This is a genomic window from Glutamicibacter protophormiae (genome assembly GCF_016894325.1).
GTDB lineage: Bacteria > Actinomycetota > Actinomycetes > Actinomycetales > Micrococcaceae > Glutamicibacter > Glutamicibacter protophormiae.
Window position 1 is genome coordinate 1,983,632 of record NZ_CP069806.1, and the last position, 21,580, is coordinate 2,005,211.

Annotated in this window: 18 protein-coding genes and 1 pseudogene; 5 read left to right on the top strand and 14 right to left on the bottom strand. The window is 62.5% G+C overall.

Annotated elements, in window-relative coordinates; all coding sequences use genetic code 11:
* Positions 1–489 precede the first annotated feature (489 nt).
* On the top strand, positions 490–693 hold the full coding sequence (locus JQN66_RS09240; RefSeq protein WP_013349123.1) for a cold-shock protein: 204 nt from the start codon (positions 490–492) through the stop codon (positions 691–693).
* Positions 694–799: 106 nt separating this feature from the next.
* Here the strand turns inward: JQN66_RS09240 and JQN66_RS09245 are convergent, their stop codons facing one another.
* From JQN66_RS09245 to JQN66_RS09290, 10 genes are all read right to left on the bottom strand, one after another.
* Complete coding sequence (locus JQN66_RS09245; protein WP_338029202.1) at positions 800–1,993, bottom strand: MFS transporter; 1,194 nt, start codon at positions 1,991–1,993, stop codon at positions 800–802.
* A gap of 150 nt (positions 1,994–2,143) precedes the next feature.
* Positions 2,144–2,749 carry a TetR/AcrR family transcriptional regulator gene (locus tag JQN66_RS09250; protein ID WP_204674495.1) on the bottom strand — a complete coding sequence of 202 codons (606 nt, stop codon included), beginning with the start codon at positions 2,747–2,749 and terminating at the stop codon, positions 2,144–2,146.
* On the bottom strand, positions 2,742–5,132 hold the full coding sequence (locus tag JQN66_RS09255; RefSeq protein ID WP_204674497.1) for a PEP/pyruvate-binding domain-containing protein: 2,391 nt from the start codon (positions 5,130–5,132) through the stop codon (positions 2,742–2,744). The genes JQN66_RS09250 and JQN66_RS09255 overlap by 8 nt, the downstream gene beginning before the upstream one ends.
* A 190-nt stretch (positions 5,133–5,322) precedes the next feature.
* Positions 5,323–6,297, bottom strand: coding sequence for a class 1b ribonucleoside-diphosphate reductase subunit beta (nrdF, locus tag JQN66_RS09260; RefSeq protein WP_204674499.1), 975 nt, complete (start codon positions 6,295–6,297; stop codon positions 5,323–5,325).
* A 247-nt stretch (positions 6,298–6,544) separates the two neighbouring features.
* The gene (gene nrdE, locus JQN66_RS09265) at positions 6,545–8,683 is read right to left on the bottom strand and encodes a class 1b ribonucleoside-diphosphate reductase subunit alpha (protein ID WP_204674501.1); all 2,139 of its coding nucleotides are present in this window, start codon (positions 8,681–8,683) and stop codon (positions 6,545–6,547) included.
* The gene (gene nrdI / locus JQN66_RS09270) at positions 8,680–9,165 is read right to left on the bottom strand and encodes a class Ib ribonucleoside-diphosphate reductase assembly flavoprotein NrdI (protein WP_188946941.1); all 486 of its coding nucleotides are present in this window, start codon (positions 9,163–9,165) and stop codon (positions 8,680–8,682) included. Before nrdI ends, nrdE begins: the two co-directional genes overlap by 4 nt.
* A 59-nt stretch (positions 9,166–9,224) precedes the next feature.
* On the bottom strand, positions 9,225–9,455 hold the full coding sequence (nrdH, locus tag JQN66_RS09275) for a glutaredoxin-like protein NrdH (RefSeq protein ID WP_047119244.1): 231 nt from the start codon (positions 9,453–9,455) through the stop codon (positions 9,225–9,227).
* A gap of 528 nt (positions 9,456–9,983) precedes the next feature.
* Positions 9,984–10,724, bottom strand: a complete 741-nt coding sequence (locus JQN66_RS09280; protein ID WP_204674503.1) for a YggS family pyridoxal phosphate-dependent enzyme — start codon at positions 10,722–10,724, stop codon at positions 9,984–9,986.
* Positions 10,725–10,809: 85 nt separating this feature from the next.
* The gene (poxB, locus tag JQN66_RS09285) at positions 10,810–12,534 is read right to left on the bottom strand and encodes a ubiquinone-dependent pyruvate dehydrogenase (RefSeq protein ID WP_204674505.1); all 1,725 of its coding nucleotides are present in this window, start codon (positions 12,532–12,534) and stop codon (positions 10,810–10,812) included.
* 120 nt (positions 12,535–12,654) lie between these two features.
* Positions 12,655–13,416, bottom strand: a complete 762-nt coding sequence (locus JQN66_RS09290; protein ID WP_204674507.1) for a YggS family pyridoxal phosphate-dependent enzyme — start codon at positions 13,414–13,416, stop codon at positions 12,655–12,657.
* 100 nt (positions 13,417–13,516) lie between these two features.
* Between JQN66_RS09290 and JQN66_RS09295 the strand changes: the two genes are divergently transcribed.
* Complete coding sequence (locus tag JQN66_RS09295) at positions 13,517–13,900, top strand: cupin domain-containing protein (RefSeq protein WP_239463971.1); 384 nt, start codon at positions 13,517–13,519, stop codon at positions 13,898–13,900.
* On the opposite strand, the pseudogene JQN66_RS09300 reads toward JQN66_RS09295, so the two are convergent.
* Positions 13,897–14,967: pseudogene (locus tag JQN66_RS09300) on the bottom strand (PLP-dependent cysteine synthase family protein). The gene JQN66_RS09295 and the pseudogene JQN66_RS09300 sit on opposite strands and share 4 nt — an antisense overlap.
* 128 nt (positions 14,968–15,095) lie before the next feature.
* Between JQN66_RS09300 and JQN66_RS09305 the strand changes: the two are divergent.
* The 3 genes from JQN66_RS09305 (at position 15,096) to JQN66_RS09315 (ending at position 17,450) form a co-directional block, all read left to right on the top strand.
* Positions 15,096–15,896, top strand: a complete 801-nt coding sequence (locus JQN66_RS09305; RefSeq protein ID WP_204674509.1) for a hypothetical protein — start codon at positions 15,096–15,098, stop codon at positions 15,894–15,896.
* Positions 15,897–16,032: 136 nt separating this feature from the next.
* Positions 16,033–16,374 (top strand): hypothetical protein, encoded by a 342-nt coding sequence (locus tag JQN66_RS09310; RefSeq protein ID WP_188946935.1) that lies wholly within the window; start codon positions 16,033–16,035, stop codon positions 16,372–16,374.
* 224 nt (positions 16,375–16,598) lie between these two features.
* Entirely contained in the window at positions 16,599–17,450 is an 852-nt protein-coding gene (locus JQN66_RS09315) for a 3-hydroxyacyl-CoA dehydrogenase (protein ID WP_188946934.1), read from the top strand.
* Here JQN66_RS09315 and JQN66_RS09320 read toward each other — a convergent pair.
* The 3 genes from JQN66_RS09320 to JQN66_RS09330 all read right to left on the bottom strand — a co-directional run bounded on the left by JQN66_RS09320 (position 17,447) and on the right by JQN66_RS09330 (position 21,524).
* Positions 17,447–17,818, bottom strand: coding sequence for a DUF6578 domain-containing protein (locus JQN66_RS09320; RefSeq protein ID WP_204674511.1), 372 nt, complete (start codon positions 17,816–17,818; stop codon positions 17,447–17,449). The two genes, JQN66_RS09315 and JQN66_RS09320, sit on opposite strands and share 4 nt — an antisense overlap.
* A gap of 82 nt (positions 17,819–17,900) precedes the next feature.
* Entirely contained in the window at positions 17,901–20,465 is a 2,565-nt protein-coding gene (locus tag JQN66_RS09325) for an esterase-like activity of phytase family protein (RefSeq protein ID WP_204674513.1), read from the bottom strand.
* 156 nt (positions 20,466–20,621) lie between these two features.
* Positions 20,622–21,524: a hypothetical protein gene (locus tag JQN66_RS09330; protein ID WP_204674515.1), complete on the bottom strand. Its 903-nt coding sequence runs from the start codon at positions 21,522–21,524 to the stop codon at positions 20,622–20,624.
* Positions 21,525–21,580: the final 56 nt, after the last annotated feature.

The window sequence follows — 21,580 nt, forward strand, 5'->3', positions numbered from 1 at the left end:
ACATCTTCGGTTCCAGATGGTAGAGTTATTACGTTACCTCGGCGCTTGACGGTGTGACTCACCCGCCAACAAGCGTTAGCAGTATGGATTTGTAGCACAGCCAACAAATCGTCTGTGCAGCACATATCGGCTGATCGGATCCTGGATCAGATCAGCTCCTAACCGAAACGAATTCTTCATCTTCTCTTCTTCACTGCAAACTGGTTATCCAGACGCATCAATGCGTCCGATGGCAACCGATTCCGTGTTCTACTTCGATGCGACTGGTTCATCACCGTCCGTCTCCCGGAATCTCGCGGATAACTAATCCAGTGCAGCGACATCCGTTTTGGCCGATACCGGCAAAATCAGTAATCGATCCCCCGTATCGACGGCAGGCGAATCGTTTCGGATGGCACTGCCCGAGGTAACCTCAAAAATTTCCGATTCGAATCTCCGGATCGGCACCCAGGCCACCCTGTGGCCTACGAATAATAAGGAAATAACACTATGGCCACTGGCACCGTGAAATGGTTCAACGCTGAAAAGGGCTTCGGCTTCATCGCTCCTTCGGATGGATCGGCTGACGTCTTCGCACACTACAGCGCTATCCAGAGCTTCGGATTCCGCAGCCTCGAAGAAGGCCAGACCGTTGAGTACACTCTGGAAGCCGGTCCAAAGGGCCCACAGGCAACCAACATTCAGGCCCGCTAAGAGTCTTTGAAATAACGGCGTGGACTTCATCAATTGATGAAGCCCACGCCGTTGTTGTTTCCGGCCAGACTCCCCCGGCTCCGCATGCCGAAGGCTTCACATCAGATTAGACGGCCACGCGTTGCTTGGGTTTTAACGCGTCGCGGTTCGCGAAAATTACGACCAATGCCAGAACCAGCAGCAGCAACGCCAGCCCATGGAACCCGAAAAGCGCCAGGAGTGGACCCGCGCTGAGGCCGCCCAGTGCACCGGCCAGGTTCATCAGCAGGTCGCTGGTTCCTTGGAGACTTGTGCGTTCGTGAATCGGGGCCGCTGCCGAAACCATGGTGGAGCCCGCCACCGTTGCGGCCGACCACCCCAGGCCCAGCAAAGCCAATGCGACCGTCACCATGAGATGGTTCTCCGGGTTGAACCAGACGAAAAGGCTCGACCCGATCAACAATACTTGCCCCATCAGGGCAACGCGGGACCCTCCAATCCGGTCGGTGAGCCAGCCGAAGAGCGGCGACAGCGTGTACATGCCCAGCACGTGAAGCGAAATGGTGAATCCGATGAGTGTCAGTGTTGCCCCATGGTGCTGCATATGCACTGGGGTCATGGACATGAGAGCCACCATGTAGGCATGGCTCAACGCAACGGTCACTACCGCCCGACGAGCCGCCGGCCGCTCACGCAGGAGATGAAAACCTCCGCCGCGGCGCGCGATCGCCGGAACACTGCCGCTGTTTTGCTGCAGGGCGACCTTCATCGGGTCAGGCCGTAGCCCCAGGAGGTAAATGCTCATGCCGGCCAACTGCGCCGCCATGGCAATCAGGAATCCTCCGGTATATGCGGGCAGTCCCAAAGCAGTGGAGACTACTTCACCCGGGGCGAAGAGATTCGGGCCAATCACGGCACCGATGGTTGTCGTCCACACGACCAAGGACAGATCCCGGCCCCTGGTCTTCTCGTCCGAAAGGTCTGTGGCCGCGAAACGCGATTGCAGGTTCATCGCCGAAGCGGTTCCCAGCACGAGCATTCCGAGAAACAGCAGCGGCACCAAATCCAAGATTGCAGAGGTCACGATCAGCAGCGAACCGAGAACCGCGATCAAGGCTCCGGTGGAGAGCGAAATCCGGCGCCCAAAGCGGCGGGCCAGCATCGCCAACGGGATCGCCATGATCGCCGCGCCGAGGGTGTTCATGGTTGCGGCCATTCCGGCCAGCGAGTCGAGGCCCGAAACATCAACGATAAGCAAGGAGCCTAGCGTGATCGTCGCGCCGCCGCCGAGCCCTCCCAGTATCTGCCCCAGAGCGAGCACTGAAATGGACCGCCGGCGAATCGCACGGATCTGAGGCTCGCTGAACTGCTCAGGCCTGGCGTCTGACTTTGTGATGATTACTCCTTGGTACGTCGCCCAGCTGGGTTCACCGTATTCTATAGCTTCGGGCGCATTTCCAAGACCGGGCGATTAGCTTGCGTGGGGTTCCCCGGTTTGCAGGGTCCACAGCGGAATTGCGATCTGATCAACAAGTTCAACAATGAACCGGTCGGTAACCTTCCTGAAACCGATGAAACGCTGCTTGAACAGTTCGGTGGGGACCCGAAGCACCAGTTCGGACGGGATCTCCGCCAATTCCCCTCGCGCCTGAGCACGCTCGGCAACCAGATGCATCATATTGGGCCCCATCCCCCATGACATGTCCGCCATGCTCGGCGCTTGTTCCGACAAACTCGCAATGACCAAGCCCCGCAACAGCTCCCCGATCGGTTCTTCGATCTGTGCTGCCATCGAGCGCAGCACCAGAAGGAGGTCCTGGCGAAGCGTTGCAGCCTGCTCCGGCAGATCCGGCAGGACGGCCTTGTGCGCTGCGACGGCCCGCACCAGTTCGATTTTGTTCGGCCATCGCCGGTAGATGGACACCTTGGAAGCAGTGGCCCTACGGGCTACTGCTTCAAAGCTCAAGGCGGCGAATCCGGACTGCGCCAGCTCCAACGCCGCGGCATCGAGAATTGCAGTGACGAGTTGCTCCCCTCGCCGTCGCGGGCCGGATCGATAGTCTTTCTGATCAACCATGTTCTGGCTCCAACACGAGACCACGGTCGCCGTCAACGATGATTTGCTGGCCGTTGGCCAACACGGTGGTGGCGTTCGCGCATCCCATGACCGCCGGGATCCGGTATTCACGGGCAACGATGGCAGCGTGGGAGGCGGCAGAACCGTGATTGACCACCACCGCCGCTGCCCGGGCGAACAACGGAGTCCATGAAGGGTTGGTAGCGGGACAGACCAGGACTTCGCCGGGCAGCAGCTTTTCGAACTCTTCCGGCGAATTGATGATGCGAACACTTCCGCTGGCCCTGCCTCCGCCGGACCCAGTGCCGTGCAGCAATGCCCCTGGCACCGGAGACAGATCGTAGAGGGTGGCCGGAGAAATCATCGGAGCACCGGCTAGTTCATCATGGCGGCATCGACGGCCGGCCGCAATCTGGGCAAGTTGGCCACCGCTGAGCACCGCGACACCTGGTGCGCGGAGCAGGAGGTCATAGTTCACGAACCAGATATCTCCCGGGTCGTCCAAGGCCGAGGCATCATGCAGCCGGCGCCCCATTTCATTGATGGCGGAGCGTACTGCCGGCATGGTTCGGGTGATTTCGAAATGCGTGTCCTCGCGCACGGAAATGAATCCGCGCAGCCCCTTGATCCAGCGTTTGATTCGCGGTTCCAGCCACCGGCTGCCTAGCAGCGGGTGGGCCAGCAGATTCTCCAGGGCGTCGTTTTCCGCTACTTCTGCGCCAGTTCCATCGATCAGCATGCGCAGCAGGTTGAATACCGGGGTTGGATCGTCTCCCCAGGTCGCCGCCCGCGGCAGCAGCAAGCTGGCTGATTCCCTGTGGCCGTAGAGAGCGAGAAAGTTATCGATCTGGTCAGCGATTTCTTCCATATGCGGTTGCGAGCGCAGCGTCTGGATTGTTGATTCTGGCTCCGTATCCCGCAGAAGCTGGGCGGCTCCGGGCATCTCGGCGATCAGTTTAGCGATACGTTGCAGGGCGTCGTTGATTCGGTGGGTCTCGGTATCAGCAGTCACGCTCAGCGCCGCAAACTGCGACAGCTTTCCGGCCAATGCCAGTACTAGGATCAGCTTGATTCCCGCGGGGATCGCTTGGCGTAGGTATTTCACGCGCAGCTCAGTCACGAGTTGCATGCTGGTGGTGGCCCTGTCTGGAATCTCCGACAGTTCTTTCCACGGCAGATCCCCCACGTGGAGTTCGTTGAGCTGTCGGCAGTTGCGCAGGTACTCGTCATACAAGGGATCTTTTCGCCACGATCCGGTTGGAGCTTTCTGTCTAAAGGCTTGAACTATTTTCCGCGGAGTTGCCGCTGATAGTTTCGGCGTGACGGGAATGAATTCGGTGACGACCCCGTTCTCGCGCTTCAGCCATGCAGAGTAGTCCACGCGCACCCCGGTGATCCCGCGCAGCATACCCGCGACCAATGGGGCGATGCCGGCATCGATCCATGCTTCGGTTTCCAATATAGTGGGGCGCTGCGGCAGCAACTCGTAGAGCATCGGTGCGATTTTCCGTGCCAGCGGGCCGATATTGCGCGGGGCTGGAGGCAAGGCTGTCATCGGCCTGGCCTGCAGGATCAGGAGATCGCCATTGGCTACAGCCCATTCGATGTCCATGGGTCGGCCGAAACCTTCGCGGATGCGAACGCCGGCTTCCGCAATCTCGCGCAGTGTTTCCTTGGAAAGCTGCTGGTTTTCCTCGGGAGTCTCATTTCTGGTTCCACCGTCGGAGTTCAGCTTGATGACAGGGCCGGCCAGTCCGGCTCGGCGCTCGATGATCCTCCCCTTGGAATCAATGATCGCCCGATCTGCGGTCACCATTCCCGAAACCACGGCCTCGCCCAGGCCCGGGTTGGATTCCACCACGATGTGGTCCCTGGCCCCGGTCACCGGCTCAGCGGTGAACATCACCCCGGCGAAGTCTGCATCCACCATTGACTGAACCACGACGCCCATCGACATCACCGATTCATCGATCCTTCGTTCACTTCGATACGCTCGGGCGCGGTCGGAGTACAAGGAGGCCCAACAGTCTTCGACAGCCTGGAGCAGCTGCCTCTCTCCCGAGATGCCCAGGTATGTCTCCTGTTGCCCGGCGAAAGCGGAACCCGGCAGGTCTTCTGCCGTCGCGCTGGAACGGACGGCAACCAATGGACTTCCTAGTTCTCGGTAAGCTGCTCCGATCGCTTCGGCCAGTTTTGTTCCGCTGAGCGCGGTGGTGGAGCCGACTGACCGGAATTCTTCGTAGGCATCCGTCGTCACGACAAACCCCGGAGGCACGTTTTCCCCCAGCCTGATCAGTTCACCCAAACCTGCGGCCTTGCCTCCGACGGCGTTCAGGTTGCTTTGGGAAGCTAATGCCAAAGGCAGGATCTGCGGTTTTTCCATGAGGCCATGCTAGGACTTAGAGAACGATCCGTATACTATTTTTTAAGCTGAAGCTGTCGGCACAAATTTCTAAGCAACTTTACAAGGGAAGCCAGGCAGCATCTCGGGACCACAAGACGACAAAACCCGAACCTGCGAAACGCGGGTTCGGGTTTTGAATTTGGCTAGCTATCCGTGACTTAGGGAAAGCTTAGAAGTCCCAGTCTTCGTCTTCGGTGTTCACAGCCTTGCCGATGACGTAGGACGAGCCGGAGCCGGAGAAGAAGTCGTGGTTCTCGTCGGCGTTCGGGCTCAGCGCCGCCAGGATGGCTGGCGACACATCGGTCACCGTGGACGGGAACATGGCCTCGTAGCCCAGGTTCATCAGCGCCTTGTTGGCGTTGTAATGCAGGAACTTCTTGACGTCCTCGGACAGGCCTACCGGATCGTAGAGATCGTGGGTGTACTGGACTTCGTTCTCGTACAGCTCAAAGAGCAGCTCGAATGTGTAGTCCTTCAGCTCCTGCTTGCGCTCTTCGCTCAGGCCTTCAAGACCCTTCTGGAACTTGTAGCCGATGTAGTAGCCGTGGACTGCCTCATCACGGATGATCAGGCGGATCAGGTCAGCGGTATTGGTCAGCTTTGCGTGCGAGGACCAGTGCATCGGCAGGTAGAAGCCGGAGTAGAACAGGAACGATTCGAGCAGAGTCGAAGCGATCTTGCGCTTGAGCGGGTCATCACCGTAGTAGTAGCTCTCGATGATCTGAGCCTTCTTCTGAAGGTTCACGTTCTCGGTCGACCAGCGGAAGGCCTCGTCGATTTCCTTGGTGGAAGCCAGGGTGGAGAAGATCGAGGAGTAGCTCTTGGCATGCACCGACTCCATGAAGGCGATGTTGGTGTACACGGCCTCTTCGTGAGGGGTGATGGCATCCGGGATCAGCGATACTGCGCCGACGGTGCCCTGAAGGGTGTCGAGCAGGGTCAAGCCGGTGAAGACGCGCATGGTCAGCAACTTCTCGTCCTCGGTCAGGGTTGCCCACGACTGGATATCGTTGGACAGCGGCACCTTCTCCGGAAGCCAGAAGTTATTGACGAGTCGGTTCCAGACCTCCACGTCCTTGTCATCCTGGATACGGTTCCAGTTGATCGCTTCAACCTTGTGGGCGAGCTTAAGCTTTTCGGTCATTTGTTCCCTTATTTGCCACTTGCATTGCTGCATAGCAACTCAGCCTGCAGCTCTAACGTCGCAATCAACTCTACCCCTAAAATTGGCCGTTAACCTACCTGCGAGCAGTGTCGCGACACCTCAAAGAGAAAGATCACAAACCATTCCTGACTAGGCATTTAAGCACAGCAAGTCGCCAAACCCGCTTGGGGTTCAGCGACTAGCTGTTAATGCTGGCTAAACTCTAGTCAGCGCATATCACGAGGCTTTACAGCATGCAGGAAACGCAGTTTTCCACTTCGGTGCCTTCGAGAGCCAGCTGGCGCAGGCGGATGTAGTACAGGGTCTTAATACCCTTGCGCCATGCGTAGATCTGGGCCTTGTTGATATCACGGGTGGTGACGGTGTCCTTGAAGAACAAGGTCAGCGACAGGCCCTGGTCGACGTGCTGGGTAGCAGCGGCGTAGGTGTCGATGATCTTCTCGTAACCGATCTCGTACGCGTCCTCGTAGAACTCGATGTTGTCGTTGTTCATGTACGGGGCTGGGTAGTAGACACGGCCGATCTTGCCTTCCTTGCGGATTTCGACCTTTGCAGCAACAGGGTGGATCGACGAAGTCGAGTTGTTGATGTAGGAGATCGAACCGGTCGGCGGCACGGCCTGCAGGTTCTGGTTGTAGATGCCGTGTTCCATGACCGACTTCTTCAGCGCAATCCAGTCTTCCTGGGTGGGAATGTGCATGCCGTCGAACAGCTCGCGCACACGCTCGGTGGCAGGAGCCCATTCCACGTCGATGTACTTGTCGAAGAATTCGCCCGATGCGTACTTCGAGTTCTCGAAGTTGTCGAAGACCTCACCGCGTTCAATCGCGATCTTGTTCGACGCGGTCAGCGCGTGGAACAGAATCGAGTAGAAGTAGATGTTGGTGAAGTCGATGCCTTCTTCGGAACCATAGTAGATGCGTTCGCGAGCCAGGAAGCCGTGCAGGTTCATCTGGCCCAGGCCGATGGCGTGCGACTTCTTGTTTCCATCGGCAATCGAAGGAACGGAGTCGATGTAGGACATGTCGGAGACTGCGGACAGCGCGCGAATGGCGATGTCTACGGACTTGGCCAGGTTCTTGCCGTCCATGGCCTTGGCGATGTTCATCGAACCCAGGTTGCAGGAGATGTCCTTGCCCACGGTCTTGTAGCTCAGGTCGTCGTTGTACTCCGACGGCGAGGAGACCTGCAGGATTTCCGAGCAGAGGTTCGACATGGAGACGCGGCCCTCGATCGGGTTGGCCTTGTTCACCGTGTCTTCGAACATGATGTACGGGTAACCGGATTCGAACTGGATCTCGGCGAGAGTCTGGAAGAACTCGCGGGCGTTGATCTTGGTCTTCTTGATGCGCGAATCGTCGACCATCTCGGTGTACTTCTCAGTGACCGAGATTTCGCTGAACGGCTTGCCGTAGACGCGCTCGACGTCGTACGGGCTGAACAGGTACATGTCCTCGTTCTTGCGGGCAAGTTCGAAGGTGACGTCAGGAATGACAACACCCAGCGACAGGGTCTTGATACGGATCTTCTCGTCGGCGTTTTCGCGCTTGGTGTCGAGGAAACGGTAGATGTCCGGGTGGTGTGCGTTCAGGTAGACAGCACCGGCACCCTGGCGTGCGCCCAGCTGGTTGGCATAGGAGAAGGAGTCTTCCAGAAGCTTCATCACAGGGATGACGCCGGAGGACTGGTTCTCGATCTGCTTGATCGGGGCACCGTGCTCGCGCAGGTTGGTCAGGGCCAGGGCCACGCCGCCGCCACGCTTGGACAGCTGCAGTGAGGAGTTCACCGCACGGGCAATCGACTCCATGTTGTCTTCGATGCGAAGCAGGAAGCAGGAGACCAATTCGCCACGCTGTGCCTTGCCGGCGTTGAGGAAGGTCGGGGTGGCCGGCTGGAAGCGGCCTTCGATGATTTCATCGACGAGCTGGGTGGCCAGTTCTTCGTTACCGCGAGCAAGGTGCAAGGCAACCATGCAGACACGATCCTCGTAGCGTTCCAGGTAGCGCTTGCCGTCAAAGGTCTTCAGGGTGTACGAGGTGTAGAACTTGAAGGCACCCAGGAAGGTCTCGAAACGGAACTTCTTGGAGAAAGCGTGCTTGAACAGATCGCGGATGAAGTTCATCGAGTACTGGTCGAGGGTTTCACGCTCGTAGTATTCGTGCTTGACCAGGTATTCGAGCTTCTCATCCAGATCATGGAAGAACACGGTGTTGTTATTCACGTGATCCAGGAAGTACTGGCGAGCCGCATAGCGATCCACCTCGAACTGGATCTTTCCATCTGGACCGTAGAGGTTCAGCATGGCGTTGAGGTCGTTGTAGCTCAACCCCTGGAACTGAGCGGGGAGCTCCTTAGTGTCCTTCATCGTTCCTGCTGCTTCTGCGATGCTGGTTTCCAAAAGGTTTCAAGCCCTTCTTTGACTTTGAGAACATCTTCCTGCGTTCCCATGAGTTCGAATGTATAAAGTACGGGCACATCGCATTTGGCCGCAATTCGCTTGGCAGCAATGCAGTAGTACTCGCCGAAGTTTGTGTTGCCTGCTCCGATGACGCCGCGTAGGTTCTTGCGGTTCTCTTCATACCCGAGAAATTTCATGATCTGCGGAAGGATTGAACGTTTGCCGCCGTCTCCCCCATAGGTAGGAATCAGCAGAACGTACGGAGCTGTGGTGATGAGTTTCGGTTCGTAGCCGTAGAGCGGTATTCGCGCCGAATCCATCTCGAGTTTTTCAACGAACCGACGGGTGTACTCCGATATCGAAGAGAAATAAATCAGCTTCGAATCGGTGTACACCACTGGTTCGTGTGCCTCAGCATGTTGCCTGTCGGCAAGAGCTGTCGGTGGCATGGTATTTCGCCTCCACTGCAAAAAGAGCGGATTGAGTACCGATTGGTTTCGGTATCTGGTTAGTTCGCCGGAGCCAGCAGAGCGATCTTGTCCGGGCGGAATCCGGACCAGTGATCGTTGTCGGTCACGACAACTGGTGCCTGCATGTATCCAAGGCCACGTACGTGCTCCAAGGCGTTAGCATCCTGAGAGATATCGACCTTGTTGTACTCGACACCCTTCTTGTCCAATGCGCGGTAGGTGGCGTTGCACTGCACGCATGAAGGCTTCGTGTAAACCGTGATGGACATAGTCCCTGATCCCCTTTAAAAAGTCCTAGTTTTGGTCCGTCTTCGCACCGTTTTCACGGCGGTGCGGACCAACCTCTCGGATGCCCCGAAGTTAAACTTCGTGGTGTTTCCGGCGCCTGTCGCGCCATCGGATTCAATACTACATCTTGTGTCCGGCCGGTCAAGCGGCCACAAGATGATGTATTACGACGATTTCATCCCCCTGCAGCGGAGTCCACAGGAATTGTGGATATTGCCCACTGTTTAAACCTTGATTTCTCGCGGTCCAGCATGCTTTGTCCACAGCTTGGGATATCGGCTGTGTGGGTTAAAAATACTTAGTGTGAGAAGTTCCTCGGCGTGTTTCGCCCCCGTCAACTTGTGCCCTGGCTGAAGTGTCTGTACCTAGATGTAGTATCCGCCGCCCAACCGACAATTTGGGTCGGTCCAGGGCACGGTGTGGAAACATCCTGCGTGTGCATACAAAGACGCCATAGGCCAAGGGGTGCCCGCACGCGGAGCAGTGCGCGAGGACGGACCCAGAAGTCCCTAGGCAGGGTACTGACGGGCCCCGAAGATCCCCTGGCCCACACGAACGACCGTAGCGCCTTCCTGGATGGCGATCTCGAAGTCGCCGCTCATGCCCATGGACAGCTGGGTGAATTCCTCAGGGGCTCCGGCGGCCTGCAGCTCGGCAAGCGTCTCGCGCAGCAGGGTGAAGCTGGCGCGGATGGAGGCCTCGTCGGTGGTGTTCGCCGCCATGGTCATCAGGCCGACGGGCTTCAACCGGTCCAGCGGCTTCAGCGCGGCCAGCAGTTCCGCGGCTTCCGTTGCCTCGATGCCGGACTTCGACTCCTCCCCGGAGGTGTTCACCTGGAGGAAGACCTCCAGGGACCGGTCTTCGGCCTCCAGCCGGTTCTGCAGGGTTTCGGCGAGCCGGAGCGAATCAAGGGCATGGAACTCGTCGGCGAACTGCGCCACGAACTTCGCCTTGTTGCGCTGCAACGGCCCAATCACCGAGTAGCGCAGGTGCGGGTAGTCCTGCTTGAACTCCTCGTACTTGGCGTGCGCTTCCTGGACCTTGTTCTCCCCCAGCGTGTCCACGCCGGCGGCGATGGCCAGGCGCAGCCGTTCGGCCGGGATGGTCTTGGTGACCGGCAGCAGTCGAACCGATTCCGGGTCGCGGCCCACCGAGCGGGCCGCCCGCGCGATCCGCTCGCGCACCGCTGCCAGGTTGTGGGAGAAGTCCTCGGTGGTTGCCGCGTGGGCCGCGGCCGGTTGCGAAGTCAAAGCGCCTACGCCTCTTTCTGAAGATCACATGCAAAATGCCGGCGCCGAATCCACGGCACCAGCATTAAGCATAGGCAATTAAAACCTAGAACATCTGCCGCCAATTGGTCTTGGCCAGATCCAGCAGCTCATCGCCACGCCCGGACATGACGGTGCGAATGGCGTAGAGCGCGAAACCCTTGGCCTGTTCCAGCTTGATCGCCGGCGGCATGGACATCTCCTGGCGGTCGGTGACGACATCCAGCACCGCAGGCCCGTCGTGGGCCAGGAATTCCTTGACGGATCCTTCCAGCTGGGACGAGTCGGCCACCCGGTAGCCCTTGAGCCCCGCGGCGTTGGCCAGCGCGCCGAAGTCCGGGTTCTGCAGCTCGGTGGCGTAGGTGACAAAGCCCGCGGCCTTCATTTCAAGTTCCACGAAGTTCAGCGAGGAGTTGTTGAAGACCACGACCTTGACCGGCAGCTTGTTCTGCGTCGCGGTCAGCAGCTCGCCGAGCATCATGGCCAGCCCGCCGTCTCCGGCGAAGGCGATGACCTGGCGCGAGCGGTCGATGGCCTGGGCGCCCAGCGCATGGCACAGCGCGTTGGCCATGGAGCCGTGGTTGAAGGAACCCAGCACCCGGCGCTTGCCGGTCATGGACAGGTAGCGGGCCGCCCAGATCACCGGGGAACCCACATCCGCGGTGAAGATCGCGTCGTCGTCCGCCGCCTGGTCGATCAGCCGGGCCAGGTACTGGGGGTGGATCGCCGCGCCCGGCTTGGATTCCGTGGCCAGCTCGTCGAGCTTGGCGCGGGTCTTGCGGTAGTGCTCCAGCGCGGTGTCCAGGTGCTTGCGGTGGGTCTGCACCGGCAGCAGCGCCGCCAGCGCGGCGGCCGTGTCCTTCACGGTGCCCACCAGCGGGACGTCCACCCGGGTGCGCCGGCCGATCTGCTCGCCGCGGATGTCCACCTGGATGATGGTCGCCTGCTGGGGATAGAACTGCTGGTACGGGAAGTCGGTGCCCAGCATCAGCAGCACCTCGCATTCGGCGATGGCCTTGGCACCCGAGGCGAAACCGAGCAGTCCGGTCATCCCCACGTCGAAGGGGTTGTCGTATTCGATGTGCTCCTTGCCGCGCAGCGCATGCACGACGGGAGCAGCCAGCTTGTCGGCCAGGGCAATGACCTGGTCGTGGGCACCGGCGGTGCCGGCTCCGGCGAGGATGGTGACCTTGCGGGAAGATTCCAGGATCTCCGCGGCGCGCTCCAGCTCCTGCTCGTCGGGCAGGATGCGCGGGTTGGTTTTCACGATGGCGTGGGTTTCGCTGCGCTCCATGGCCGACAGGGCCACGTCCCCGGAGATCACCAGCACGGCGACGCCGCGCTTCTCGATGGCCTCGCGCATCGCGATGCGCAGCATGCGCGGCATCTGCTTGGGGTCCGAGACCTGTTCGGCGTACACCGAGCAGCCGCGGAAGACTTCCACGGGATGGGTTTCCTGGAAGTAGCTGGAGCCGATTTCCTCGGTGGGGATGTGGGCGGCGATGGCCAGCACCGGAACCCGTGAGCGCTGCGCGTCGTACAGCCCGTTGATCAGGTGCAGGTTGCCCGGCCCGCAGGATCCCACGCAGACGGCCAGGTTCCCGGTGATCTCCGCTTCGGCCGCGGCAGCAAACGCGGCGGCTTCCTCATGGCGGTGGTGGATCCATTCGATCTGCCCGTTGACCCGCAGCGCGTCGGTCAAGCCGTTGAGCGAGTCCCCGGGAATGCCGTAGATCCGGCGGACCCCCTGGGCGTCGAGCTGGTCGATGATGTGTTCGGCGACGGTAGGCAAAACAGCTCCTTTGGAACAGTGACGGTGTCACTTTCACCCTACTGCGCCAGCGCCCTGCGGGCTAAGTGTTTTTCGAGATACCCCGCTGCTTCTCAGGTCACAGGCGCTTGCGCGGGCAGCTCAGCCGGCGAACCCGGGCCAGTAGTGCGAGTCGGGCAGCGCGCGGGCCCCGAAGATGCCCTGCCCCACGCGCACCACGGTGGCGCCTTCGGCGATGGCCAGCTCGAAGTCGCCGCTCATGCCCATGGACAGCTCCGCGATCCGCTCATCGGTCTCGCGCACGGTATCGCGCACCGCCCGCAGCGTCTGGAAGCAGCGGCGCACCGCCGCGTGGTCGGTGGAAAAGATCGCCAGGGTCATCAGGCCCTTGACGTGCAGCCGGTCGAAGGCCGGCAGCTGCTTAACGAAGCCGGGCGCATCTTCCGGCGGCATGCCGAACTTGGATTCCTCTCCGGAGGTGTTCACCTGCACGAACACGTCCAGGGTGCGGTCCTCCAGCTCCAGGCGGCGCTGCAGCGCCTCGGCCTGGCGCAGGTTGTCCAGCGCCTGGAACTCGTGGGCGAAGCGCGCCACGTACTTGGACTTGTTGGTCTGCAGGTGCCCGATCACCGAGTACTTCAGCTGCGGCAAATCCGCCAGCTCCTCGGATTTCTGCAGCGCCTCCTGCACCTTGTTCTCCCCCAGCCAGTCCACGCCGGCGGCGATCGCCAGGCGCAGCCGCTGCGAGGGCACGGTCTTGGTGACCGGCAGCAGGCGCACGCTGCCCGGCGCGCGGCCCGCGGCCTGCTCCGCACGGGCGATCCGCTCGCGCACCGAGGCGAGGTTCGCGGCGAAGTCCGCCTGGGTCTGGGCGTGGGCGGCTGCGGAGGGGTGTTCACTCATGGTCCCATCCTACGACCGCGTCCGCGCTGCGCGGTTATGCTGGGTGCACAGATGACAGCCGCGCACCGGCTCGAATTCCGGCGCTGAACAGGAGCTCCCCATGACCAGCATGCCCCCGGTCCCGCACCGCATGGCCAACACCGCAGACCTCGCCGCCCAGGCGGCCGGCCGCAACGGGGCGCTGTGGAAACTTGAACCGGGCCAGCGGGACCTGGACGCGAACGTGATCGCGCTGGCCCCGGGGGCCGAGATCGGCGAGCATGCGGGCCCGGAGCTGGACGTGCTGCTGCACGTGGTCGCCGGGTCGGGCACGCTGCACGGCGAGGGAACCACCGTGCAACTGGCGGTCGGCGACGTCGTCTACCTGCCGGCCAGGGCCCGGCGCCGCTTCGTCGCCGGCGAGCAGGGGCTGTGCTACTTCTCCGTGCACCAGCGCAAGAAAACCGTGGGGCTGATGCCCGCGCGCCGGCCCAGCGAGTCCTAGTCCTCCCAGATCCCTTCGGCCAGGAAGCGTTCCAGCACCGCGGTGTGCGGGGCCAGGTCCAGGCCCTGGTCGGCCAGCCAGTCGTCGTTGTAGTAGGTGTTGGCGTAGCGCTCGCCGGAGTCGCAGATCAGCGTGACGATGCTGCCGCGCTCCCCGCGCTGGAGCATACCGGCGATGATCTGGAACGCGGCGTAGAGGTTGGTGCCGGTGGAGCCGCCGGCGAAGTAGCGGGTCTTGGCGCGCAGCAGACGCATGGCGGCCAGCGAGCCGGCGTCGGGCACCTGGATCATCTCGTCGATGACCCCGGGCACGAAGGACGGCTCGACGCTCGGGCGGCCGATGCCCTCGATCCGCGAGCCCACGCCGGTGGAGTAGCCCATGTTGCCGGTGCGCCAGCCCTCGTAGAAGGAGGAGCCCTCGGGATCCGCCACGGCGACCTTGGTGTCGTGGCGCTTGTAGCGCACGAAGCGCCCGAAGGTCGCGCTGGTGCCTCCGGTGCCGGCGCCCACCACGATCCAGCTCGGGATCGGGTAGCGCTCCGCGCTCATCTGCGCGAACACCGATTCGGCGATGTTGTTGTTGCCGCGCCAGTCGGTGGCCCGCTCGGCGAAGGTGAACTGGTCCAGGTAGTAGCCGCCGGGGCCGGCGGCCAGCTCGCGGGCCGCCGCGTCGACCTGCCCGGCCTGGTCCACCAGGTGGCAGCGCCCGCCGTAGAACTCGATGAGCTCGATTTTCTCGGTGCTCGTGGACTTCGGCACCACGGCAATGAATTCCAGGCCCAGCATGCGGGCGAAATACGCTTCGGAAACCGCGGTGGAGCCGCTGGAGGCCTCCACCAGCGTGGTGCCCTCGCGGATCTTGCCGTTCACCAGGCCCTAGAGGATCAGCGAGCGCGCCAGGCGGTGCTTGAGCGATCCGGTGGGGTGCACCGATTCGTCCTTCAGGTACAGCTCGATCCCCCATTGCTTGGGCAGTTCAAAGCGGTGCAGATGGGTGTCGGCGCTGCGGTTTGCATCGGCGTCCAGCAGGGAGATGGCCTCGCGGACCCACTGTGATGATTGCGTCATCGAACCAGCTTATCGCCACCTGCCGCGCCGCAAGGCAATCTCCGCACAGCCGTGGTAGTTTCGGATTCGAGACGAAGTATCGGATAAGGGATGCCATGACCAAGCCCCGGCAAAATGCGACACCACTAGTGTCGATCTGTTACGCTCTGGTCATTTTCGCGGCCTTGGGCTGGGCCGTGTTCGGCACCGGAGCCATCCGCGGCTCGCACCTGGGCCAGATCGCCGGCGGCTGGCTGGAGCCCGATGCCACGGTCATGGCGGTCCCCCTGGTGGGGCAGCTGCCCTGGTTCGCCCTGATGGCGGGCTTGGGCATCTACGCGGTGTGGCAATGCATGCCCACCGCCAGGCACACGGACCTGCACGGCAAGCTGCGTCCCTGGGTTCTCGCGCTGGTCCTGTTCAATGCCTTGTGGCTGCAATTGCTGCAGCGCGACCGGATGGGTTTCAGCCTGCTGTTCGCCCTGCTCATGCTCTTGGCGCTGACACGGATCGCCGTGATGATCGACCGCGTCACGCTGCGCAACAACATGGACCGCTGGATCACCCGCTCCAGCTTCGGGCTGTTCACCGGGTGGCTGGGCATCATCGTGCTCGGCGAGGCCGCGGCCTGGCTCGCGGCCCTAGGCGTGGACTCGAACCGGTTGATGTTCAAGGGAATCGCGGCCCTGGTGCTGCTGCTGGTCAGCCTGCTGCTGTGCGCCCTGACGTTCAAGAAGCCCATCGGGATCTACATGAACGCCGGTGCTCTGTGGGTCGTCTTCTGGATCACCATTGACCGCTATGCGTGGCAGGCATCCTCGCCCCTGTTCGCCGGCGTGGCCAGCGTCGCCACGTTGCTGCTGCTGCTCTGCCTTGCCAGCGCGCTGCGCACCCGGCTGCGTCGCTTGCGGCACCCCACACAGCCTTCGGACGGCGAGTCCGCCGCGTAAGCTGCGCCCGTGAAGTCACTGGGAGTTCGCACTGAGCACAACCAACGGTGCTTGAGCGCGTTATCGGTGCTGGCTAGGCTGGAGGCACGACCGCACGGCGTCCCAACCATGGGCGCAGGCAAACCGAGAGGAAGTTATGTCGAAGACCGCCAAGAATTTCAAGGAAGTAGAGAAGTCGCTGGCCAAGCTCGCCAAGTCCGCCAAGGAGGAGCTGCCGGAGGAGCTGCGTGAAACCTGGAACAACGCGATTTCCGGCGTGAACGTCGAGGCCATCAGCCATGCAGGGGCGAACCTCGTTGAGAGCGTGACCGGCAAGTCCAAGGCGGCCAAGCGCACCCGCGCGTCGGTGGAAAATGCGGTGAAGAGCGCGCAGAAGACCCTGGCTCCGAAGCAGAGCCACAAGGGCCGCAACTTCCTGATCATCTCGCTGATCGTTGCCGCAGTTGCCGCCGTGGTGCTGAAGAAGAAGACCGCCTAAGGCTTCAGAACTGAAGGGCATCCGGGCGCGCTCCGGATGCCCTTTTGCCTGCCCTGCAACGTGGCCTGCACCCCAGCACCTCGTTCTTCGCCTCACAGAACGTTGCGGCCGGCCGAAGGGTGTCGCACAATGAAGTTACCAATCAGTAAATTAGTGGTTGGCGGCGCGGCGGCCGTCGCGCAGAAAATACTTGCCAGCACCTGCCGGCGGAATCGGGGTAAACCATGATCCTCACCAACACCACAGTCCTGGGCACCGGCGTGCTGGGCTCGCAGATCATCTTCCAGACCGCTTATCACGGCCTGCCTGTTGTCGGATACGACATCACCGCACAAGCCCTGGAGGCCGCCAACCACCGGCTGGATTCCCTGGTGCAGACCTATGCTGACTTCTTCGATGCGGGAGACCGCGCCAAGGCCCAGGCGGCGCGCGAATCCATCCGGCTCACCACGGATCTGGCCGATGCGGTGAAGGACGCAGAATTGGTCATCGAGGCCGTCCCGGAATCACTCGACATCAAGCAGGCCACCTACGAGGCCCTGGCGGCCGTGGCGCCGGAGAACACCGTGTTCGCCACCAACTCCTCCACCCTGCTGCCTTCGGCCATCGCACCGCACACCGGGCGCCCGGAGAAATTCCTGGCCCTGCACTACGCCAACCACGTCTGGCAGAACAACACCGGAGAAGTCATGGGCACCGAGCTCACCGGCAGCGAAGCCTACGACGCCGTGGTCGACTTCGCCGAACGCACCGGCCTCGTGGCCATCCGCGTCCTCAAGGAGCAGCCGGGCTACCTGCTCAATTCCCTGCTGGTCCCGTTCCTCCAGGCCGCAAGCCACCTGCTGGTCAACGGCGTGGCCGACGCACCGACGATCGACAAAACCTGGAAGCTGGGCACCGGCGCCCCGAAGGGGCCATTCGAGATCTACGACATCGTCGGACTGAACACCGCCTACAACATCTCCAGCAGGGGTGACGAGACCAGCCAGAAGTTCGCCGCCATGCTCAAGAGCGAGTACATCGAGAAGGGCAAGCTGGGCGCCGCTGCCGGCGAAGGCTTCTACAAGTACAACTAACGGCGCGGCCAGCTGAACAGCTCGGGCAACTGCTGACCGTGATCGACCAGCAGGTCGATTTCGATGCCGTCGCTGTCATAGTCCACTCCATCGGGCAGCGTGGACAGCGAACGCCAGACGCGGCGCACTGGCGTGCCATCGGGGCGTGAGGGGTGGATGGCCAGCTCGCGGATCGCCGCAACAGAACCGCTGACGGTCCTGGTCTTCGCGCCATGGACGGCGAACTGCTCGTGCTGATCACACATGTAATAGGGCTGTTCACCGCGCGTGACGTAGGCCAGCACCCACTCGACACGCTGGCCGAGGCCCAGCGCCTGACCGCAGCAGGCCTGCTCGGCGGGGTCGAGGATCACGGTGATCTGCATCATGCCAGTATAGAAGCATGCCACGCATGAAGCGGGGACCGCGGCGGCTGTCGGCAGCCACCCCGGTCCCCGCTATTCTCGGTTGTCAGTGCCCGCGTGCAGTGCCGCGTGCCTTCAGGGCTGCGGCCACGCCGAGCCCAGCCAGGACCAGACCCAGGGGCAGGAACCACAGGCTGCCCACCCCTGTCTGCGCCAGGCCATCCGTGGCTGGTTCCGCGGCCGAGGTTTCCCCGGCGTCCGGCGCGCCCGCTGAGCCGTCACCCGTGCCCTCGCTGGTGGACGGAGTGCTCGACGGCGAGGTGCTCGGTGCAGCCGAATCGGTGGGAGTCGAGGATGCGGTGGGCGCCGCAGATTCGGTCGGGGCGGTACTCGACGCAGGCGCCAGGGCGAAGACTTCGGCCTCGGCCCCGAGGCTGGCGAAGACGGTTTCCCCGCTGGCGTCCTTCACCGCGTCGTTGTCCGTCACCACGTAGACCTGGCCGTTGCCGGCGACAGTGAGGCCTTCAAGCTTTTCCTGGGTCCGGCCGTTGGTCCGCTCCAGCACCGGCAGGACGTCCACCGTCAGCTTCTTCTCCAGCAGGGGAACCGTGTCGTTTGGCGCGCTGGCCGAGGTTTCGGGCAGGGCGAACTGGTATACGGCCTTCAGCTTGGCGTTCTCGCCGATGCGCTTGTCGCGCTCGATCACCGCAAAGCTGCCGTCCGAGAGCCGGGTGATCTCCGAGAGCCCGTTCCAGCTCCCGTCGTCCCCGGCATCCTCCAGCAGGTAGCCGTACCAGGAGAATTCTCCGCTGTCTGGAAGGTAGCGCCCGATGCGGACGAAGTCCTCGCCCGCCACCTCGCGCTGCAGGGCGAAGACCACTTCTTCCGCCTCCCCCGCGCCGAAGGCCGCAACTCCTTCCAACCCCTGGCCCTTCAACGTCCCGACGATGTCCTGCGGCAGCTGCACCCGCTCGGCGACCGCGCCGTCGGCATCGATGCGCACCAGCGTGTTGCCCGCGCCCTCGGCTCCCTCGCTGGCCGCCCAGAAGCCGCCCCCTGCACGGGCGGAGATGCCTTCCAGGTCCAATTTCGCCGGGGCGCCGTCCTCGGTCACCGGCAGGGAGCCCGTGACCAGCCCCCGGCCGGCATCGATGGTGTAGATCAGCGGTTCGTAGGCATTGTCACTGACCGCGAAAATCTGGTGCGCAGCCTCCGGGTCGGCGCTCAGCCCGCTGAGCGCTCCAAAGGGCACCGGAGCGGACGGATCGGAAGACAGCTGCGGGAACTGCGGCGCGGCGGCACCGAAACTGAACAGGGTCAGCGCCGAACGCACACCCTCGTCGGCCTCGTCGGTTTCCGAGGAGACGGCGAGCAGGTCGCGGCCCGGGATCGGAAGGATCCCTTCGGGACCATTGGTGGTGGGCAGCGTCTGCAGGTATTTCGGCTCGCGCGGGTCGCTCAGGTCGTAGACCGCCACGAAATTTCCGCGTTCGGAGGCGACGAAGCCGTACTCGACACCCCGGTACTCATGCACGGCCAGGCCTTCGGGCTCGGTGCCCTTCTTGCCTGCGCGGCCTTCGGGGAACAACCCCTGGGACAGCGCGAGGTGCTCAAAACGGTTTCCGGCGTCCCACACCGGTTCGCCGGTGAGGGAATCGAAAATCGTGAAGCCGCGGCTGCCGCCCTTCCAATCCCCCTCGTTGGCGGTCGCAAGGTAGCGGTCCTGGATCCATCCGATGGCATCCGGTTCGCGGGGAACTCCCTGAAGCGAACCGCTGGGGTCGAGTTTTCCGTCGTCTTGCGTGTCGATGCCGTCCAGATCCACGGATCCGGCGCTGAACGCCTTGGTGATCTTTCCGGTCGGCAGGTCGATGAGGACAATGCCATTGTTTTCCTGGAGGGTTACCGCCACCTGGTTGCGGTCATTGATAGTGACATATTCGGGTTCCGGATCTTGCGGGGTATCAAGTCCGGCCTGGGCAAGCTGGTCGAGGGCTACCGGCTTTTCGCGGGTGCCGCCGGTCAGCGGAACTTCGCGAAGCGTCCATTCGTCCGGGGTGCCGCCCAGCAGATCGAGGATGGCCACCGAACCGGCCGGAGCCTGCGGCAGTCCGCCGTCCCCGGCATCTTCATCGCGTTCATTCTCGATGGCGATCGCCGCGTAGGCGCCGTCGGCGGACAGGGCGATGGAGTCGGGCTGCCCGGACAGCTCGATGCTGTGCACAAGTTTGCGATCCGCGATGCGCACCACGTCCACGCGGCCCGACGGGTCGGTGTAGCTCTTGGAGGTGTTGACGACCACGAGCACGTACTCGCCGTAGGCGGCGACGCTGGTCGGCTCGTCCTCGGCGCTGCCCAGCTGGTGCAGCGGAAGGGTTCCCAAGCCCGCTGGATTCGAAGCGTCCGAGATATCGACGAACCCGATCCGGCGGGACACCGCGTCGGTGTAGATCAGCGTTGTGCCGTCTGCGGAAACGGTGGAGATTTCCGCGGCGGTCTCAGCCGCGGCCCCCTCGGGGTGGTTCTGGTAAACCGGGTAGGTGGCGGTGCGTTCAAAATAGTTCCCGGTGTCCGCGCTGGCGGCTGCGGACAGTGTCAGCGGCGCCAGACCGCCGGCCCCCAATGCCAGCGCGGCGATAATGCCTGCTGACCTCTTTGCGGTTCGATTCACGTGGGTAGTCCCCCAAAAAAATAGCTTAGTGTTTGCTCAAGATGGCCTCCCAAGAGTCTCAAGCCTTTGCAACCAGCTGGCGAACACCAGGCGACGCGCGGGTGTCCGCCTATCGTCGTTTTCGGCGGACCGCACCCCGCGGCAGGCAGACAGCCGCTAAACCCAGGGCGTGAATGTGCCGCTTCGAGCCAACCGCTCGCCCACCGGACCGACGACCGAGAATGAATCCCGCGCGGCAGCACCCTGAATTGCGTCCCGTTGGGTCAGCGTGGTGCCGTCGGCCAGGTCGATGCTCATCTCAAGGAGCAGGCTGGCACCCGTTGCCCGTTGCTCGTCGCGAAGGCACCCGGCGGCGACCGCCTCCACGATCTGTCCCAGCTGCATGATCGACGGCTCGTCCAGCAGGAAGGTCCATTCGACGCCGGCAATCCGCAACAGCAGCTGTGCCGGGATGTCGGTGAAATCAAGCCGCCAGTGCACCGCGGCTGCTCCCCGGGCCCTGGGCAGGAGCGATCCCCAACCTGCAGCGTCGATCCGCACCTCCGCCACGTGGCCGTAACGCTGCGCCACATCGGCAGCGAGTTCACGCAATTGGTCGGCTGCAGGACTGGATTCGAACTGCGCCAGGGCGGCGAATTCGCGCACTCCCGGCTCCGCCGGGCATTCCAATTGCGGATCCCAGTCGCAGATGTCCGGCAGCTGCCCGGGGTCCTGCAGCTTCAGGGTGACATGGATCAGGTCGTGGTCGAAGTCAGTGCCCGCCGGAACGCTGGTGGTCGAGGTGATCCGGGCAGGCTCCCCGGTCGGCAGCAGCTGGACCGGATCGCCGATGGCCGGCTCGTAGCGGCGGTCGATGTAGTGGATCTCCTTCACCGTGCCGTGAACCGCCGCGACCGGCACCCCTGATTCGCTGAGCGTGTCATGGTCATTCAGTTCGTAGACCACGGTGCCATCCGGATGGCGGAGCCTGGCAATCTCCCACTGCACCTGCTGACCCACCTCGAACCCCGGGTGGCAGCAGGCATGAAGCGCCCCATAGATTTCCAACTCGATCTGCATGGCACCACGCTAACCGAGCTGGTTGAACGGCAACGGGAACGAACCGGTCAAAGCCC